16 protein-coding genes are annotated in these 17,773 nt (G+C 47.1%); 10 read left to right on the top strand and 6 right to left on the bottom strand.

The genetic code is table 11. The features are described from left to right. Positions 1-478: 478 nt before the first annotated feature. The 3 genes from MHB82_RS32070 to MHB82_RS02530 all read right to left on the bottom strand — a co-directional run bounded on the left by MHB82_RS32070 (position 479) and on the right by MHB82_RS02530 (position 1,287). Positions 479-796 (bottom strand): hypothetical protein, encoded by a 318-nt coding sequence (locus MHB82_RS32070; protein WP_095361522.1) that lies wholly within the window; start codon positions 794-796, stop codon positions 479-481. A gap of 231 nt (positions 797-1,027) precedes the next feature. Next, positions 1,028-1,132, bottom strand: a complete 105-nt coding sequence (locus MHB82_RS02535) for a YjcZ family sporulation protein (protein ID WP_212677023.1) — start codon at positions 1,130-1,132, stop codon at positions 1,028-1,030. A 50-nt stretch (positions 1,133-1,182) separates the two neighbouring features. Further along, positions 1,183-1,287 carry a sporulation protein YjcZ gene (locus MHB82_RS02530; protein WP_192262833.1) on the bottom strand — a complete coding sequence of 35 codons (105 nt, stop codon included), beginning with the start codon at positions 1,285-1,287 and terminating at the stop codon, positions 1,183-1,185. A gap of 391 nt (positions 1,288-1,678) precedes the next feature. On the opposite strand from MHB82_RS02530, the gene MHB82_RS02525 reads away from it, so the two are divergent. The 3 genes from MHB82_RS02525 (at position 1,679) to MHB82_RS02515 (ending at position 4,080) form a co-directional block, all read left to right on the top strand. Further along, on the top strand, positions 1,679-2,080 hold the full coding sequence (locus MHB82_RS02525; RefSeq protein ID WP_095361523.1) for a helix-turn-helix domain-containing protein: 402 nt from the start codon (positions 1,679-1,681) through the stop codon (positions 2,078-2,080). Between the two features lie 47 nt (positions 2,081-2,127). Then, on the top strand, positions 2,128-3,240 hold the full coding sequence (locus MHB82_RS02520) for a PsbP-related protein (protein WP_341173734.1): 1,113 nt from the start codon (positions 2,128-2,130) through the stop codon (positions 3,238-3,240). A gap of 318 nt (positions 3,241-3,558) precedes the next feature. After that, positions 3,559-4,080 carry a stalk domain-containing protein gene (locus MHB82_RS02515; RefSeq protein WP_249281219.1) on the top strand — a complete coding sequence of 174 codons (522 nt, stop codon included), beginning with the start codon at positions 3,559-3,561 and terminating at the stop codon, positions 4,078-4,080. A 145-nt stretch (positions 4,081-4,225) separates the two neighbouring features. Here MHB82_RS02515 and MHB82_RS02510 read toward each other — a convergent pair whose 3' ends face one another. Continuing rightward, positions 4,226-4,552, bottom strand: a complete 327-nt coding sequence (locus MHB82_RS02510; RefSeq protein ID WP_095291795.1) for an MTH1187 family thiamine-binding protein — start codon at positions 4,550-4,552, stop codon at positions 4,226-4,228. Positions 4,553-5,303: 751 nt separating this feature from the next. Here MHB82_RS02510 and MHB82_RS02505 point away from each other — a divergent pair. The 4 genes from MHB82_RS02505 (at position 5,304) to MHB82_RS02490 (ending at position 11,001) form a co-directional block, all read left to right on the top strand. Further along, positions 5,304-7,637: a ribonucleoside-diphosphate reductase subunit alpha gene (locus MHB82_RS02505; RefSeq protein ID WP_095361525.1), complete on the top strand. Its 2,334-nt coding sequence runs from the start codon at positions 5,304-5,306 to the stop codon at positions 7,635-7,637. Between the two features lie 155 nt (positions 7,638-7,792). Next, on the top strand, positions 7,793-8,824 hold the full coding sequence (locus tag MHB82_RS02500; protein ID WP_095361526.1) for a ribonucleotide-diphosphate reductase subunit beta: 1,032 nt from the start codon (positions 7,793-7,795) through the stop codon (positions 8,822-8,824). Between the two features lie 153 nt (positions 8,825-8,977). Continuing rightward, positions 8,978-9,949, top strand: coding sequence for an SMI1/KNR4 family protein (locus MHB82_RS02495; protein WP_341173733.1), 972 nt, complete (start codon positions 8,978-8,980; stop codon positions 9,947-9,949). A gap of 17 nt (positions 9,950-9,966) precedes the next feature. Then, the gene (locus tag MHB82_RS02490; protein WP_095361528.1) at positions 9,967-11,001 is read left to right on the top strand and encodes an aminoglycoside phosphotransferase family protein; all 1,035 of its coding nucleotides are present in this window, start codon (positions 9,967-9,969) and stop codon (positions 10,999-11,001) included. Positions 11,002-11,118: 117 nt separating this feature from the next. Here MHB82_RS02490 and MHB82_RS02485 read toward each other — a convergent pair whose 3' ends face one another. Continuing rightward, the gene (locus MHB82_RS02485; protein ID WP_341173732.1) at positions 11,119-12,936 is read right to left on the bottom strand and encodes a S9 family peptidase; all 1,818 of its coding nucleotides are present in this window, start codon (positions 12,934-12,936) and stop codon (positions 11,119-11,121) included. Positions 12,937-13,070: 134 nt separating this feature from the next. Continuing rightward, positions 13,071-13,490 carry a metallothiol transferase FosB gene (fosB, locus tag MHB82_RS02480; RefSeq protein ID WP_341173731.1) on the bottom strand — a complete coding sequence of 140 codons (420 nt, stop codon included), beginning with the start codon at positions 13,488-13,490 and terminating at the stop codon, positions 13,071-13,073. A 156-nt stretch (positions 13,491-13,646) separates the two neighbouring features. Here fosB and MHB82_RS02475 point away from each other — a divergent pair, with 156 nt between their 5' ends. From MHB82_RS02475 to MHB82_RS02465, 3 genes are all read left to right on the top strand, one after another. Further along, positions 13,647-14,546 carry an SDR family oxidoreductase gene (locus tag MHB82_RS02475; RefSeq protein WP_341173730.1) on the top strand — a complete coding sequence of 300 codons (900 nt, stop codon included), beginning with the start codon at positions 13,647-13,649 and terminating at the stop codon, positions 14,544-14,546. A gap of 192 nt (positions 14,547-14,738) precedes the next feature. Next, positions 14,739-16,349: a gamma-glutamyltransferase family protein gene (locus MHB82_RS02470; RefSeq protein WP_341176571.1), complete on the top strand. Its 1,611-nt coding sequence runs from the start codon at positions 14,739-14,741 to the stop codon at positions 16,347-16,349. 413 nt (positions 16,350-16,762) lie between these two features. Then, positions 16,763-17,770 carry a BMP family lipoprotein gene (locus MHB82_RS02465; protein ID WP_110756824.1) on the top strand — a complete coding sequence of 336 codons (1,008 nt, stop codon included), beginning with the start codon at positions 16,763-16,765 and terminating at the stop codon, positions 17,768-17,770. Positions 17,771-17,773 lie beyond the last annotated feature (3 nt).

The following is a 17,773-nucleotide window of genomic DNA, read 5'->3' as shown; positions in this document are numbered from 1 at the left end:
ACGAAAAAACATTTGAAGAGGATTACCTTAGGGAAGAAAAAATCTGAAAACCTTTCATGAATTTTCCTCGCAAAACACTTCACTCTTCCTTTATCTTGCAAAAAATTACAGACTGTGGTATACTCTTAAAGTTGGAATTAAACCTCAACTGATTTTCTATCTTCTTTTAACCCCGGAATATTTTCTTCATGCTGCGACCGCAGCGAATATGTACAACCAACCTATGGAGATTGAAGAACCTGAATCACATTAACCCGGTATAACAGAGTTTCACAAGATTTTCCCATTCACACTGGCGCGGTCATCGGAGCCGCAAGGACAAAAGAGAGGTAGGGCTTTTGTTGTTTTGGAAGTCACTTATTCTTGAGAAGATTGAAAACATACACAAACCAAGCACCCGGAATTGGGTTCCGGGTGCTTTTCCATGTCTGATTACATATTTTTTAATTTAATGATCCGATCTTCGAAAAGTTCTCAATTAGATGAACATGGTTTTGGAGATAATGACGAGCAGGATGAAAAGCACCAGAATGGTACCCATGGATCCCCAGCTTCCCCCACCGTGACCATAAGAAGTTCCACAGTCTTTGCTGTAACCATAACCGTGCACCATTGGAGCCTGGTTCGCGTGGTGTCCGTACCCGTATCCATATCCGTATCCAAGCGGCATTGTTCCACATCCGTAACCGTACATTTCGTGACCTGTGTATGGGTAACCCTGCATGTTTTCATGACCTCCCATATGTCCGTATACGTGTCCCTGTCCGTTCGGTGAATTCGGTTTAACTTCGCTCATTGTTCATTCCTCCTTAGCATTTGCCTACACCCCTAAGCTATGTATTTTGCCTACGGCTGGACCGGGCTATGGCCCTCATTTGCATAAAATGGGCACTTTTCGCCTTGGACTGGCGTGGATATTCACCTGTGTTTTTTAATCTGTTTCTGTATGCTTCTTCTATCCCAGCACCCGTCCAGCTTGTCCACAGCCTAAAAAAACCCTGCCGGGTAACCGGCAGAGTTCGCTATATTACACCCAGAAAGATTTAGTGATGATGACGAGGAGAATGAACAGAACCAAGATGGCTCCAGTCGATGTCCAGCCGCCGTATCCTACGCCTCCGACTTCGCTCATGGAGAACCCCCCTTTACCAGAGAATTCGTGTGTGGGGATAATAAATGCTATTATACCCAGAAAGATTTAGTGATGATGACCAACAAGATGAAGAGAACCAAAATGGCACCAGTCGATGTCCATGCTCCGCCGTATCCACCTACAACTCCACTCATGTAAAACCCTCCTTTGATTTGAGGTACAGTTCACTATATGCAGAAGTCTTTTCCCAGACCGGGCTCTAGAAAAAAATGGGCTGGTGTCCACAGCCTTATAAGCACCTTAATTCATTTAACAACTACTTAGATACGGATCCCGGTTCTCTAAAGTGCATATTTCAACAAACCATAGTTCTTTGGATGGATGCGCATGTTTGAGCTTAATTGTTTATATAGTGGCGCTAACTCCATAAATCCATTTAAAATGGATGCACAAATATTGCCATAATGGTATTATTTATAGGTTGTTCTGTTGATCAATTGTTCCAAAATTACCTTTTTGGTAAATTTATATTCTCTTTTACTTAGTAATGTTATTATTTTACTATTCATGTGGAAAGGAGTCTTTATGCCTACTTTGGGTGAGCGCATTAAATATTTAAGAGAAATGAAGGGGTATTCACAGAAGGAATTGTCAGAAAAAACGGATCTCACCATAGTCCAATTGTCCCGGTATGAAACCAATCACAGAAAACCTGATCCTGAAGCTTTATGTTGTTTAGTAAAGACTTTGGACACCAGTGCAGATTATCTTATCGGTCTAACTCCCGAGTCGTCATTAGCATCTCCGATAAGGAATCTGAATCAAGAATTCATTTCATATCTGGATGATCCTGTACATGAGACCTTCTTAAAGAGTTTTCTTGATGCACCTGATCAGCTTAAAAACGAAACCCTGCAATTTTTCAACTTTATTATGAGTAACTACGAGAACTCAACTCTGGAGCACCGTAAACACACGATGACTTAAGAAAAAATCTCATCCGATGAGAAGCACATTAGGGGATATTAGAGATCATGAAAAAACTTATTACGATTCTGGCATTAACTGCATTGCTTAGTGCTTGTGGTAATTCAGAAACATCCAAAACAGCAGACACACAAACTACAGAAACAACAAGTACAAGTGCAACTGAAACTGTCTCTGCCGAGGCTAAGACTACCAAATACACTACATACAGTGGGGAAGGCTTCTCATTTTCTTATCCAGATCACTGGAAAAGCGTAGATACAAGTCAAATGAATGCAGCAGTCAAAGCAGCATTTTCAGACCAGTCAACATCATCACAATTTGCAGATAACATTAATTTCACCATCGAATCCAGCCCATCGGGATCAATTAATCCTGAAGAGTTTGCCAATAATGTTGTAGACTATTACACACAAAATGGTGCATCTATTGGCATTTCCAATTATAAGAAAGTTAGTTATACCAATAAGCCCTACAAGGAATATAACGCAGGTGTTTTGGAAGGGAATTATACACACACTTCCGGCACCGATATAGTTCTCGTCCAGTACATGATCCCGACCAATAGTGAACTCTACACCATGACGATAACCTATTCCAAAGATTCCTATAATCAGGATACAGTTAACGAAATCATTAATTCCCTAAGCATCTCTGCTCCTTTGGAACAGTCTGCTGGAAGCACGGTTGCTGAAAGCACAGCTGCAAATTTCTTCAATGATTTAACACCATTTATCACAGATAACACAGCTGTATTAGATCAGGCTTCTTATGATTTCATTGCCGGCAATAGCGATTTGTTCCCTGCGAGCACAGCGGATCTTCGCAAAAAGGCAAAAGGTCTTGTTGACTCCAAAGTTACAACCAGACATCTGAATAAAAACGTGGCTAACTATTATGAGGATTTCGTCAGTGTCAGTGGACAAGTCATTCAGGTTGAAGAGGATAACTCTCTCGGATCAACTTTTTCAATTGTTCTTGTTATGGATGATAACGGTAATTACGTTACAGCACTATACCCAGCAACAACTGGAGATTTACTTGATGGAGATTACGCTACCGTAATCGGTGCACCTATTGCCAACTACTCATTCCAAAATGTCGGAGGCGGTTTTACCAATTCCACGTTGATTGGAGCTTCACTGGTTATCGCTGAATAATTCCTTGCACAAATAAGAACTCAACCTAGGAGGTTGAGTTCTTTTCATCTCCCTGCCTCATTTAGTTATCATAAACACGAAATCACATAGTCCCCTCGTCATAATCAACACTTCATTAACACAAATCGTAAGAACCAATTTTACATTTCGATTATATATTTATGTTTATTTTTAAGTACAACTCCCGCGATAAATCGCATTCATAATGATTCGTAAGAAGTAAAAAAATAATATATTTCACCCGTGTCAATTATCCCCAATTAGGGTATTATTCTCAGGTATAACACATTTACATAGGAGTTGATGATAAAGGTGAAAATGAAAAAAGTTATTCTTGCTTTATCTATAGGAATGTTAGTTGGTTCTTCTTCCATGGCTGTGGCTGCAACCTCCCAAAAGGTGCAAGCAACGTTGGCGAACTTCAAAGTTATTGTTAATGGTCAGTCCAAATCGGTAACATCCGATCAATTATTGTATAAGGGCAATACATACCTACAACTTCGTGAAGCTGCCAAAATTCTTGGTTATGAAGTAAATTACGCAAGTGCGACCCGCTCTATCGAATTCTCTGCAAAGAGTCAAACTCAAGCAGACTGGATTACTCTAATTGATTTATCTGCCTCCAATGGATATGACGTTGCACTCAAGGGAGACTCAGCGGATGTCTATAATGTATCAAAAAATCTTAAAACCATTCTGAGTGTTAATGCGAATGGTCTTAAGGAAAACGAAGAAAAGGTGGTAGCAGATCCATCGGGTAAAACAATTCGTTACAAAAAATTGCAGGGTTCTCTGGTATTGAATCGCGGAGATCTGAAAAAAGCTGGTTTGATCAAGTAATCCACTTTAATAAAGAGCCTCGCCGGGTATGTCTCCTGCGAGGCTCTTTCCTGTGCTGTTCTTCTGTAAGAGATACCTGGTTAATGCAGAGAAAGGATATTCCCTGTCCGAAGAATAGGGAATTCGCCCGGTCCCATCCTAACCCCTAATTCGGACGTACCTCACGGGATGCTAGCTTGTCCTGAACGGATTGCAGCTTCTGTATGCTGGAGGCATCCGGTTTATCCCGCCGATCGTCAATCTTGACGGATGTAGAGACCCGCTGGGCGCCCGATAGAAACGGAGCTTCATGCAGAGCCGCTATGGCTGTGAAGACCTCGTTCAGCGGTCCTTCGATAATAGTGCTCATTGAAGTCAGCTGATATGTAATGCCACGCTGGTTTTCCAATACGGCCTGCATGTCGGCCACATAACTGCTTAGACTGGTCGTTCCTGTTCCAATTGGAATTACGGTCACTTCTGCTATTGCCATCCTGCTCCGCCTCCCTTAGCTTCGTTGATTACCGTTGTCGCTATATTTAGTGCAATTTTGACTATTTTTATTTTACCAGTTGAAGGCGTCACAATTCAAACTGACGTGAAGACGTCATTCCATTTGGACAAAAATTTTTTTTGAATAATCTTCAAATCTTCCAGTCCTTTTCCTTTGCGGATTCATGCCGTAAATGGTATACTCGGAATTACGTTTTAGTGTGCTGAACCTGTTTACAAACACAAGATGTTGGGTTAGAGTAGGATAACAGCAACAAAATGTAGTGACAAAGCGTTTCCCCACTTTTGAAAGTCATCTTCTGCAATCTCGCGAAAAACAGGATGGAATCACCTTCAAAGGCACGTCCCTGTAGGTGTAAATCGCTTTCTCGAAACAGAACTGACGCCGAGGTTAACGGGGCTGTTTGGACTGCACCCGGTTGCCTCTATGACAGTCGCAACTAGATATGGACACAACCTTACATAATAGCACCTCACGGTCGACATACCATTTGCGACTGTCAGGAAGCCAGTGCATTCATGGGCATTTTCAGGCCGTCAGGCGGGGAGTGCTTTTTATATGATCATGTTCTGAAGCTGCTCCTATGTTACGGGGTCTTTGCATGCGCAAGCTGTCACCACCGCAGTCTATTGGATGTATCTATTTTTTTCTCACCGTAAGAAGACACTCAATTCTTTATATAAGAATTTCTCCAATTTATCTCTTAATCATGCGAAAGCGAGGAATATTCATGCCACAAGTTGTGATCAAGCCGAACAACCGCCAGCTTGCCTTTGACGATATGCGTATCTCGGTGTATGCCGATCGTATCCTGGAAGGACTGGACATGCTGGACAAGGAACGTTTGGTACGCGGGGTTAACAGCAAACTTCGTCGTGACGAAGTAACCGGAGACGAGATCAGTAACGCTTTTATGATGAGCGCACTGGAACTGGTAACCAAAGAGGAGCCGAACTGGAAATTCGCAGCGGCACGCTCACTGCTTACTTCCCTTTACAAAAAAGCGGCTACCAACCGTAGATACAAATCTTATCCGGACGAGCCTTACGGTGCATTCCATCCTCTCCTTGTAGACCTTGTGAAAAAAGGCATCTACCGTGAAGAACTATTGGAATGCTACACCAAAGAACAAATTGACGAACTGGCGGAATGCATTGATTACCGCAACGATTTGCTCTTTGACTACATTGGCTTGCTCACACTGGCAGAACGCTATCTCGCACACGACTTTGACGGCAAAGTAATGGAGCTGCCTCAAGAGCGCTACATGGTTATCGCCATGTACCTGATGCACCAGGAGCCTGCAGAGAACCGCATGCACCTGGTTAAGGAAGCTTATTGGGCGATGAGCAACATGTATATGACGGCTGCCACGCCGACCATGTCCAATGCAGGTAAAAAAGTGGCTGGCCAACTCTCCAGCTGCTTCATCGATACAGTGGATGACTCCCTTGAAGGCATCTTCGATTCCAATACGGATGTAGCTAGACTTAGCAAAATGGGCGGCGGTATCGGTGTGTACCTCGGTAAAGTCAGAGCCCGTGGTTCGGACATCCGTGGTCACAAAAACACAAGCTCCGGTGTAATCCCATGGATTCGCCAATTGAATAATACAGCAGTTAGCGTAGATCAACTGGGAACACGCAAAGGTGCAATTGCCGTTTACCTGGACGTCTTCCATAAAGACATTCTGGCCTTCTTGGATCTGAAGCTGAACAATGGTGACGAGCGGATGCGTGCACATGACGTATTCCACGGCGTATGTCTGCCTGACCTGTTCATGGAACGTGTAGCCAGCCGCGGTGAGTGGAGCCTGTTCTGCCCGCATGAAACGAAAAAGGTCATGGGCTGGAAAGACGAAAACGGCCGCGCACTCGGCTTGGAAGATTTCTATGACGAGTCCTTTGGCGAAGGCACATTCCGCCAAAAGTATGAAGAAGCGGTAAACCACCCGCTGTTGTCCCGTATTACGGTACAAGCCATCGATATTATGAAACGTGTGATGAAATCACAGCTTGAAACAGGTACGCCTTATATGTTCTATCGCGATACGGTTAACCGTTCCAACCCGAACAGTGCCCACGGCATGGTGTACTCTTCCAACCTCTGTACCGAAATCATGCAGAACCAGTCTGCAACGGTAGTAGAAAAAGAAGAGCTTGTAACCAAAGATGGTCAAACACGCATCGTGATTTCCAAAGTGCCTGGCGACTTCGTGGTCTGTAACCTGAACTCCATTCACTTGGCACGTGCCGTACCTCATAACGTACTGGAGCGTCTGGTACCGATTCAGGTTCGCATGCTGGATAACGTCATTGACATTAACAACATTGAAGTACTGCAAGCCCAATATACCAACAGCCAATACCGTGCCGTAGGTTTGGGTACATTCGGACTTCACCACCTGCTTGCTCTTGAGGGCATCCGTTGGGAATCCGATGAGGCTGTAACCTACAACGATAACCTTTACGAAAAAATAAACTACCTGCTCGTCAAAGCCAGCATGGAACTGTCCAAGGAAAAAGGACACTATCCGAAATTCAAAGGTTCCGACTGGGAGAGCGGCAAATACTTCGAGCAGCGTGATTACACAACGGGTGAGCGCGTAGGCGAATTCGTAACGACCGAACAGTGGAAAGAGCTGCAGGCTGAAGTTCAGCAAAACGGTGTACGTAACGCATGGTTGTTCGCGATCGCACCTAATGGTTCAACATCCATCATTGCCGGATCTACTGCAAGTATCGACCCGCTCTATGAGTTGTTGTCCTATGAAGAGAAAACAACGTACAAGATTGCCAACCCGGCACCAGACCTGTCGGACAAAACCATCTGGTACTATAAAACGGCCTTCCTGGTGGATCAGCATGCTTCCATCAACATGGCTTCTGCCCGTCAACGTCACGTCGATCAGGGACAAAGCTTCAACCTGTATGTCCGTCCTGATATCAAAGCAACGGAGTTCCTTGAACTGCATCTGCATGCCTGGAGAGCGGGTCTGAAATCGACCTATTATGTTCGCAGCCGTGCATTGACGATTGAAGAATGTGACTCCTGCGCAAGCTGATCGATAGATTATTAGATTCACGATGACCACCAGGGCATCCTGTTTTGATTGCAAAATGGCGCTGCCCTGGTACTTTTTTGCCCAAATTACGATCACAGCATCCCAGGGATGTTGATATAGATGCCTAAAAGTTTGAATTAAGGAGTGAACGGATTATGCAAGTACAGAAAATTTTCAATACAGAAGCACCTAACCAATCGACTCGAATTATTGAAGGTGAATGCTCCGGGATTCTGAACTGGAACGACATTCGCATGCCTCATATGTACAAGCTGTACAAAGTACTGCTGCTCAACCACTGGATCGCTGACGAAATTCCAATGTCCAAGGATGCATCCCAATTCGCCCAACTGGATCCGGAAGAACAGCGTACATTCAAAATAAACATTTCCCTGCTGGCTGTACTTGATTCCATGCAGACGATGTTTGTAGGTGACGTTAAACGCTACTTCACTGATTCTTCGCTTGAAGCGATCTCGGCTATTATCGGACAACAGGAAGTGGTTCATAACCAATCGTATTCCTACGTTCTGTCTTCCATCGTGTCTGATCGGGAGCAAAAAGAGATTTTTGAATATTGGAAACATGATCCCGTACTGCTCGACCGCAACCGATTTATCGCCGATATCTATCAAAGCTTCCGGGACGAGCCGTCTCCACAGACATTCTTCCAAGCTATGGTAGCCGACTTAGTACTTGAAGGTATTTTCTTCTACAGTACATTCGCCTTCTTCTACAATCTGGCTCGTGACCAGAAGATGATGGCAACCAGCCAGATGATCTCTTACATTCAGCGTGATGAGAATCAGCACTGCTACTTCTTCGCTGAAGTGTTCAAGCAGCTGCTTGTTGACTTCCCTGAACTGAACACACCTGAGAACATGGACTATGTCTATAAAACAATCAATCGTGCTGTCGAGCTGGAAACCAACTGGGCACACTACACGCTCAGCAATGTTCGTGGAATTGACCTGAACGAGTTGGAAGATTACATCAAATACATCGCCAACAAACGTCTGCGTCTCATGGGCATGGATAAAGCTTACGAAGGCGTGGATGTAAACTGCATGCCTTGGATCAAGCCTTTCTCTGATGAAGCACTCAATGCAACAAAAACAGACTTCTTCGAGGCGAAATCCCGTAACTATGGTAAAGTCGGCGACGACAACGGATTCGACGATTTGTAAGTTCAGATATAACATACAGAAGACACAATATATCCATAAAACACTCCCTCGATGGGAGTGTTTTTGTTACGTTTTGTACCCTTCTCCCCATGGATGAAAATTCTGGGATATAATGGAGAAGGTTTGAATCTCCTATTGAAATGAGGCTAAAGGATGGAACGAGAACTCCTTGATCAATTGAACACCTGGCACGAACAGGACCTGTTTGGTCTCATTATCAAACGCATTGAACAGATCCCTGTACCCGATCGGAATTATGACCTGACAGGTCATCTAGCGAGAGCATATAACAATAGCGCACAATACCGTGAAGCCATTCAGCAGCTTAAGTCCGTTGAAGAGCAAGGAAAATGGGATCCACTCTGGCAATTCCGTCTGGGTTATGCCTTTTACCATATGGCCCTATACGATCAGGCATTGCAAGCATTTGAACAGGCTGACCGGCTCCAGCCCTATGATGATTCGACACTCGAATTTTTGAATTCAACCCGTTCCAAAGTTGTAAAAATGCAGCGGGACCGGCAGCGTCATCTAGAGAAGCTGGCCGAATGGGAACAAAGCGGAATCCAGAACCATCTTAGAGCAGCTTCAGGCTCCTATGATCCCTCCACGTTTTGGGAGCAGACCGACTATGCACAGAGCAGCTATGTTTCTTCTCCTTTCGATGAAAGCCAAATTATCTCTACCGAGCAGGAACTGGGCTACAAACTGCCTGCTTCCTATATTCAAATACTGAACACTCAAAACGGTGGAGTTCCTGCACGTACCGTTTTTCCTACGGAAGAAGCGACATCCTGGGCGGAAAATCATATCGCCATTACCGGCATGATGGGCATTGGGAATGACAAGTCCTATTCCCTTACCGGAGAAATGGGAAGTCGCTTCATGATTGAGGACTGGGGATATCCTGATCTGGGCATTGTGATCTGTGACTGTCCATCTGCCGGTCATGATGTCGTGATGCTGGATTATCGTTTCTGCGGTCCGCAAGGTGAGCCCTGCGTTGTACATGTGGACCAGGAAGATGACTATGAGATCACTTATCTGGCACCGAGCTTTGAAGCATTTGTTCGTGGACTGGTGGATGAGGAAACATTCGATCTGGACGAAGAGGACGAGGACTAAACCGGCAGGAGGCCCTTATGACAACCCGAATTTATTTTGCTACCCACCAAATTGGCGATGTTGCATTCTCTTCACTTCAAGAAGCACTCCATGAATTCGACTTGGGAATCCTGGAAGATTACAAACAAACCGAAAAGGGAGTCATGGGCCAGACACTGCTCGTCCGTACATCTCAAGGGGAGTATATTCTGAAAGGCAACCCGTTGTATGTTGGACAGCTGCAGGAAGAACAGTTTTTCGCCCAGCAGTTAGCTAAGCACACGGCCATTCCAGTACCCGTCCCCTACCTGCTGCAAAAAAACACGGACTTGCTGGGCTGGAGTTACGCGATCATGCCTCGTTTACCGGGAAAACACCTGTATGATTCTTCTCTACAGACAACACTCGGACAGGATGAGCAAGAAGAGATTGCCTCCATGCTCGCACATAGCCTGATTGAACTGCATCGATGGAAAGTACCGGATGCAGGCGAGTATGACCCCATAGCCGAACGAATTGTTCCCTTTGCAGGTACTTATCTCGACTGGCTGTATGGAACCATCCGTCACTGGCTGCTGGATGCCCAGAGGTACTCTGTCATTACGGATGCAGATATAGCTTGGGTGGATGAACAGCTTAGGCATGCAGAGGCTGCATTTGAGTCCATGCCCGTTCCGGGTTTTGTCATGGGAGACTTCAAGGTGGAGAACTTTGTCATCCAGAAGGTTGGCAGCCATGCTTCCGACTGGCGCATTAGTGGGCTGTTTGATTTTACCACCTCCTATTTCGGGGACGGTACGGCAGATCTGACTAAAATGACAGCCATGTATATACATAAAAATCAGCCCGAGCTTGCCAAGCGCTTTCTGTACACTTACCGGGAACTTGTCTGCGCTGACGATGAAGAGCGATGCAAACAATTCGCCGTTCGCTTAGGGATCCATCTGCTGTATCAGCGTATTCTCGTATGGGGAGAAGCCAAAGCAACCAATCGGGTCACATGGGAGGCAGATCTGCCTTTTGCAGTCTGGGCACAGCACTTTATCGATTCTGTGCTTGAATTGATTGATTAGAGCAGCCGATCTGTATGCAGCGAATAAGAATAAACCAAAAAACGGCCGAAATCAGGGACTGCCCCTGCTTCGGTCGTTTTTTATCCTGTCTTGCTATCTAAATTGTTAAACGATAAGTTAAGCTTGGGCTTGCGTTACAGGCGCTTCCTCATGCTTCTGCAGAAACTCCAGCATCCGCCGATACACAAGAATCTCATTCGTCTTTCGGGAGAAGCCATGACCCTCATCGTCCAATACGATATACTCCACGTCTACACCCTTACCCTGAAGCGCCGCCACGATCTGATCCGATTCGGCCTTCACAACCCTTGGATCATTCGCGCCTTGAATGACCAGCATCGGATTTACCATCTGGTCAAGGTAAGTGATGGGTGAGTCCTTCGTTAACCGCTCACGGTCGCGAACGGGGTCACCGAGCCAGTTATCCATCATCGGTTTCCAATCCTCAGGGACGGATTCCAGGAACGTAAACAGGTTGCTTGGCCCAAAGATATCGACTGCTGCCCGGAACAGCTCGGGATGGCGACCTGCAAGCAGCAGCGTCATGTACCCGCCATAACTGCCTCCAACCACAAACAGGCGATCTGGTGAGGAGATGCCTTGGTCAAACAGCCAATTTATGCCGGCAACACAGTCAAGCCTTGGCCCCTCGCCCCAGTCCCTCTCTACCATCTTCACAAACTCGGCACCATACCCGGTGCTTCCACGGAAGTTTGGCGCAAAAATATGATAGCCCTGTGCCAGCATCAGCTGGAACATCGGCCGGAAGAACTTGGCTTCCGAAGCCTGTGGTCCACCATGCGGCCAGAACACCGTGTAACCGTTGGCCTGCTCCGCCTTGGCTTTAAAGAAAAGTGCCTCGATTTCCAGCCCATCATAGGAGTTGTACCGAACCAGGTCAGGATAGACCAGATCATCCGGATCAAGCCCCGTCACCCGGTTGGCCGTTAATGATTCCCAAGAATCACTCCCCGCAGGCAAACGGTAGATATTATGCGGCTGAATCGCACCCCGACCAAGAATGTATACATTACCCGCTTTGGTTACGTGCGTCTGTTCTACCGTATCCAAAGGTATGTCGAGTCGACGCGGCTGCGCAGCATCTTTGCCCAGGACGTACATTCGGTTTTCCGTGCCTCTAAGCGTCCAAAAGTACAATGTCTTCGATGCCTTATGCCAGCGAATCAGCTCCACGTCCTCCCCTTCAATTTTGCACAAAGGTCGGAACTCGCGGGTATCCAGTCTATATTCAGCCACATAAGAGTATTCTTCCTTATCATTGGTGACGAGCAAAAGACGATGGTCATCTGCAAATAGAATTTCGGATACCTGGCTCTGTCTCTCCGAATCGGGCAGAATGGATATAATCTCCCCTTCCAAGTGCAGATGCGCTGTCTGATACGTATTGGAATACATTTTCACAATGACGAAACTCTTCTCGTCGGGACTTATCGCAACCAAATAGCTCGTCGCCTCTTCCCCGCTGTACAACAGCACATCCTCGCCTGTCTCCAGGTCGCGTCGACGTGAATTGAGATAATTCGGGTTACCCGCACTCGTCACGTAATACAGTCGCTGTCCATCCTCGGACAACTCCGAGAAATAACAGCGGTCATTCGGCTCTGCAGGCACAATGGGCAGCGGCACGCCACCCTCCGGTTTAAGCGCATATAGATGGTAGTTCTCATCGCCGTCCCGATCAAACCCTGTGAGAATATGGCGTCCAAGCGGATCAGGCTTAATAAACTGACTGCTCTGGTTTAAATACGTCAAGGGATACGGATAGCCACCCGGCAGATCCATCGCCCAGATATTCGGCTCACCGTTCAGATTGCTGTCAAAAAACAAACGTTTCTCATCAGCCGATACGGCAAAGTGCGAAATGCGATACGTCTGAAAATACTGCTCTACATCCGGTTTGGGAAACTGAAGCATGACAAACCTCCTTGGGAATGAACAAAAGTATTTAACGGTGGTGAATTAAGGTATATTTGTCCATATTACAGGAAATTCCATTGTTTACACAATACTCATGTCCTATTCCTCTACATAAATTATCTGATCCATTTTCATGTATAAAAAGTCATATGTGGTTTATCTTCACGATAATAATCCAGTCTTTGTTTCATGGTGCCTGTGTGCAGTTCGAACAGATGACCATCGGGATCGGTAAAATAAACAGACCTTGCATCTCTGGGATCGCGCGCTCTGCCAGGAAGAATATCGGCCCCTGCTGCCTTTAGCTCTTGCACAGACTGATCAAACTCCTCTTCCTTCACAGTGAAGGCAATATGTGTATAGGTTCGTTCCGTATAATTGCGAATAACATCCTCCTGATTCAAAGCGATCCAGAGACCAGCCAGTTCAAAATAGGCCAGCTTGCGGCCCTTCACTTGAATTCGGGCACCGAGAGCCTGCTCATAAAAGGTAATGGATCGTTCCAGATTGGATACGGAAAAGCAAAGATGATTAATTCCCTGGATATTCACTCGCTCCTGACACCTCCACTATTTAGATTACTCACATCCTTATTATGGTATATTTCTCCTTCAAAAAACAAATGACTTCTTCTCTCAACGCACCTTCTTCTGGGCAAACGCATAGCTTAGGCATATCAATGAATGCTCGAGGAGGATGCAAAGCGAATGAATCCTGTCTACCCTTTTTATGGTGAAAAGACGGTCTGCAAAGAGCAAAAACTGGCATTTCCACCCCAGCACCAGGATCGGCAGCCAGGTCTGGAAACACTCATGGTACCTGAACCCATTAGCGAGGATCCGGCGTATATCGGCAGCTGCAAATTGGATGGCAAAGTAGCCATCATTACAGGTGGGGACAGTGGAATCGGCAGAGCCGCAGCCATTGCTTATGCCAAGGAAGGTGCCGATATAGTCATTGCTTACCTGTATGAACGGACGGATGCCGAGTGGACTCGGGATCGTATTGTAGAGCTGGGCAAGCGCTGTCTGCTCATTGAGATCGACCTTCGGCTGAAGAAAAACTGTGATGCAGTCATTCGTTCTACAATGGAAACTTTCGGGAAAATAGATATTCTGGTCAACAATCATGCGGTGCAGTATGTGCAGCCGAGTATTGTGGACATTACGGAGGAACAGCTATACCATACGTTCCAGACTAATGTATTTTCCTATTTTTTTCTGATCCAGGCCGCTCTCCCGCATATGTGCAAAGGAGCTTCCATCATCAACACGGCTTCCATTACAGCCTATAAGGGCAATGTGCAGCTGATTGACTACTCCTCCACCAAAGGGGCTGTTGTCTCGCTGACACGCGTACTCGCCAAATCACTGGCTTCTCAGGGAATTCGGGTTAATTGTGTAGCTCCAGGTCCAATCTGGACCCCTCTCATTCCCTCCAGCTTCTCTGCTGAAGATGTGCAGGTATTTGGAACCGAAACACCGATGGGTCGTGCAGGCCAGCCCTATGAACTGGCAGCGGCCTACGTCTATCTCGCATCGCGTGATTCTTCGTATGTAACCGGTGAATGCATTCATATCAACGGCGGCGATATGGTGACCACCTAAGGTCAGGCGTGGTGAAAACCAATAGATATGAAGCAAATATTTGGTGTACTTACTTAACCGATTTATCGTCCATGTCAGGTTGAAATTGGCAAGTTCAGCAGGAGAATCAGGATCTTGTTCCGAAGTGGGTTAGGAGTTAAGCATCCGGTATACCGGAACCAGACATCTTGGGACAAGGAGCTGAACCGTCTGATGATCTATGATCCACTCTATCAACCGTACCCCTCTTATCGTGTGCCCGTCTATGCCAACAAAGGCATGGTCGCCACTTCGCAGCCTCTTGCCGCACAAGCAGGTCTGGATGTGTTAAAAAAGGGCGGCAACGCCATTGATGCCGCGATCGCAACGGCTGCTGCGCTCACCGTGCTGGAGCCAACGTCCAATGGCATTGGGGGCGATGCCTTTGCCCTCGTCTGGACCGAGGGCAAGCTGCACGGCCTGAATGCCAGCGGCCCTGCGCCTCAGGGCATATCCATTGAGGCGCTCAAGGCGGCAGGCCATTCGGAGATGCCGAAGCTTGGGGTCATCCCGGTGACGGTGCCTGGCGCACCGGCAGGCTGGGCTGAGCTGAGCCGCCGCTTCGGGCGGCTCACGCTGGCGGAAGCGCTGGAACCGGCTATCCGCTACGCGGAGGAAGGTTACCCGCTTGCGCCTGGGCTGGCCCGCCACTGGGCACGGGCAGCGGACATTTATGCACGCCAGGGCGACGGGGCAGCCTTGCGTGCTTGGTTTGAGACATTCGCTCCAGGCGGGCGTGTTCCGGCCGCGGGCGAGATGTGGCGTTCGCCGGATCACGCGAATACACTTCGCCGAATCGGCGAGAGCAGCGCACGTGACTTTTACGAAGGAGAACTGGCGGAGCGCATTCATTCGTTTATGGCAGAGCATGGCGGCTACCTAACCAAGGACGATCTGGCGGCCTTTCAGCCTGAATGGATCGATCCCATCTCGGTTTCCTATCGTGGCTACGATGTCTGGGAGATCCCGCCAAACGGTCAGGGACTGATTGCCCTCTCAGCGCTCAATCTGCTCAAAGGATTCAACTTTGATGAAAAAGAATCCGTGCTCGGGTACCACAGACAGCTCGAAGCGATGAAACTCGCATTCGCCGATGGAGAGAAATATATTACCGAGGAACGGAAGATGGGCGTCACGGTGAAGGAGCTCCTATCCGAAGCGTATGCGGAAGAGCGGCGCAAACTCATTGGGGACATGGCACGCATGCCTGAAGCAGGCGATCCAAAGGGAAGCGGTACGGTATACCTCGCTGCGGCTGACGGTGAGGGCAACATGGTTTCCTTCATTCAGAGCAATTATATGGGCTTCGGCTCCGGGCTGGTCGTACCGGGAACAGGTATCGCCCTGCAAAATCGGGGCCACAATTTCTCTCTCGATCCGATTCATGCAAACGCCCTGGAGCCAGGCAAACGCACCTATCATACAATCATTCCTGGGTTCCTTACGCGCGGTGATGAAGCAGTTGGCCCATTCGGGGTCATGGGTGGTTTCATGCAGCCTCAGGGCCACGTGCAGGTTGTCATGAACACAGTAGACTTCCACTTGAATCCACAGGCAGCACTGGATTCTCCAAGGTGGCAGTGGACAAAAGGCAAAACGATACTGGTCGAGCCCGGCTTTCCGCAGCATATTGCACAAGCACTTGCCCGCAAAGGGCATGATATTCAGGTTGCTCTCGACCCTTCCATGTTTGGACGCGGCCAGATTATATGGCGTGACCCAACCAGCGGGGTACTATGCGCTGGCACCGAAAGCCGGACAGACGGATCGGTGGCTGCATGGTAATACAGCTCAGCTTAAAACTGTATTTTTGGTGAGCAGTATCGTAGACAGAAGCAACCGTAAGCTGACCATTTGCTTCGGCGGCAGGAGAAACCGTTGATATATAGAGGATGGCTGATCATTCATGAATCGCTATCGTCCTCACATCACTAGATATTCAGATCAAAAAGGCAAAGAAGAGATCATTCACTGATCTTGTCTTTGCTTTTTTTGGGTTAGACGATCGGCATGGAGGTACGGTATGTTAATCAACCCTGCCAGATTCTGTAACAGGAATGATTAAATCATGAAAAATCGATAAAGATTTCGTAAATTTTCAGCATTAACCATAATCCCCATCCTCCTCCTGGCCGATATACATATAGGGCAAAAGACTCACCTCTCACATCACACATCTATAGAAACGAGGGTATAACATGAAAACAAAAAGGGTCACCCGGGCTTTATGGAGCATGATTATGATTGTCATGGTTTTGATGCTGGGGGCATGTTCTTCCACAGAAAATGAAACGGCAGCGGACGAGCGGACCAAAGTAGGTATTGTCCTTACTGAAGTCGGCCTTGGCGATCGTTCATTCAATGATGCTGCTTTTGAAGGACTGGTTCAGGCCAGAAATGAAAACACGATTCGGTTTGATTATAAAGAGCCCGGAAAAGATCTAACGGCAGAAACAGCATTTGAGCAATTCGCTCAGGATGGTGTGGACTTGATTATCGGACTTAGCGACACTCTTCTGCCTGATCTGGAAAAGGTTGCTCAACAATATCCGGAGCAGCAGTTTCTTATTGTCGACGGACACTCCGAATTGCCAAACGTGACCTCCATGTCATTCCGCAGTGAAGAAGGCAGTTATCTTGCCGGCATGATCGCTGGCTTCGCGACAACCGAGAATCACGTAGGTTTTTTGGGCGGAATGGAGATTCCTCTTCTCCGCGATTTTCAACAGGGTTTCGAGCAAGGGGTGCAGGCCGTTAATCCGGATGCTACAGTTCAGGTCGTTTATGCAGGAGACTTCGGTAATTCGAAGCTTGGCGAGGAGCTGGCAGCGAAGATGATCCAGGAGCAAGACGTCGATGTTATTTATGTCGCAGCAGGCCTCACCGGCGTAGGCTCACTAACCGAAATTCAGAAGTTGGGTAAATACGCTATCGGTGTGGATACGGATCAATTCTTTCTGGCGGAAAAGGCTGTTCTCACCTCCATGCTGAAAAATGTCAATGTCTCCATCTACAACGCTGTTAACACGTTTACGAAAAACAATCACTCCTTCCCGGAGCAGAACATGGTTGAGGGGCTGGCAGAAGATGCCGTAGGCCTGACCGCATTACATAACATCACACTCAGTGCGGAACAGCAGCAAACCTTCGAAGATCGGAAAGCTGAGATCATATCCGGCAAAACCAAAATTACGCTTGAACCCTAAAAT

The organism is Paenibacillus sp. FSL K6-2862, assembly GCF_038005125.1.
In the GTDB taxonomy this organism is placed as follows: Bacteria; Bacillota; Bacilli; order Paenibacillales; family Paenibacillaceae; genus Paenibacillus; species Paenibacillus illinoisensis_A.
Note: the sequence above shows the minus strand (reverse complement) of the source record. Positions and strands in the feature narration are given on the sequence as shown.

What these genes read in the sequence shown, in the direction of transcription:
- MHB82_RS02470 (WP_341176571.1), top strand. Translation starts at nt 14,739, where the DNA reads ATGATCTATGATCCACTCTATCAACCGTACCCCTCTTATCGTGTGCCC.
- MHB82_RS02510 (WP_095291795.1), bottom strand. Translation starts at nt 4,552, where the DNA reads ATGGCAATAGCAGAAGTGACCGTAATTCCAATTGGAACAGGAACGACC.
- MHB82_RS02500 (WP_095361526.1), top strand. Translation starts at nt 7,793, where the DNA reads ATGCAAGTACAGAAAATTTTCAATACAGAAGCACCTAACCAATCGACT.
- MHB82_RS02525 (WP_095361523.1), top strand. Translation starts at nt 1,679, where the DNA reads ATGCCTACTTTGGGTGAGCGCATTAAATATTTAAGAGAAATGAAGGGG.
- MHB82_RS32070 (WP_095361522.1), bottom strand. Translation starts at nt 796, where the DNA reads ATGAGCGAAGTTAAACCGAATTCACCGAACGGACAGGGACACGTATAC.
- MHB82_RS02530 (WP_192262833.1), bottom strand. Translation starts at nt 1,287, where the DNA reads ATGAGTGGAGTTGTAGGTGGATACGGCGGAGCATGGACATCGACTGGT.
- MHB82_RS02515 (WP_249281219.1), top strand. Translation starts at nt 3,559, where the DNA reads ATGAAAAAAGTTATTCTTGCTTTATCTATAGGAATGTTAGTTGGTTCT.
- MHB82_RS02495 (WP_341173733.1), top strand. Translation starts at nt 8,978, where the DNA reads ATGGAACGAGAACTCCTTGATCAATTGAACACCTGGCACGAACAGGAC.
- MHB82_RS02535 (WP_212677023.1), bottom strand. Translation starts at nt 1,132, where the DNA reads ATGAGCGAAGTCGGAGGCGTAGGATACGGCGGCTGGACATCGACTGGA.
- MHB82_RS02485 (WP_341173732.1), bottom strand. Translation starts at nt 12,936, where the DNA reads ATGCTTCAGTTTCCCAAACCGGATGTAGAGCAGTATTTTCAGACGTAT.
- MHB82_RS02520 (WP_341173734.1), top strand. Translation starts at nt 2,128, where the DNA reads ATGAAAAAACTTATTACGATTCTGGCATTAACTGCATTGCTTAGTGCT.
- MHB82_RS02490 (WP_095361528.1), top strand. Translation starts at nt 9,967, where the DNA reads ATGACAACCCGAATTTATTTTGCTACCCACCAAATTGGCGATGTTGCA.
- MHB82_RS02465 (WP_110756824.1), top strand. Translation starts at nt 16,763, where the DNA reads ATGAAAACAAAAAGGGTCACCCGGGCTTTATGGAGCATGATTATGATT.
- MHB82_RS02505 (WP_095361525.1), top strand. Translation starts at nt 5,304, where the DNA reads ATGCCACAAGTTGTGATCAAGCCGAACAACCGCCAGCTTGCCTTTGAC.
- MHB82_RS02475 (WP_341173730.1), top strand. Translation starts at nt 13,647, where the DNA reads ATGAATCCTGTCTACCCTTTTTATGGTGAAAAGACGGTCTGCAAAGAG.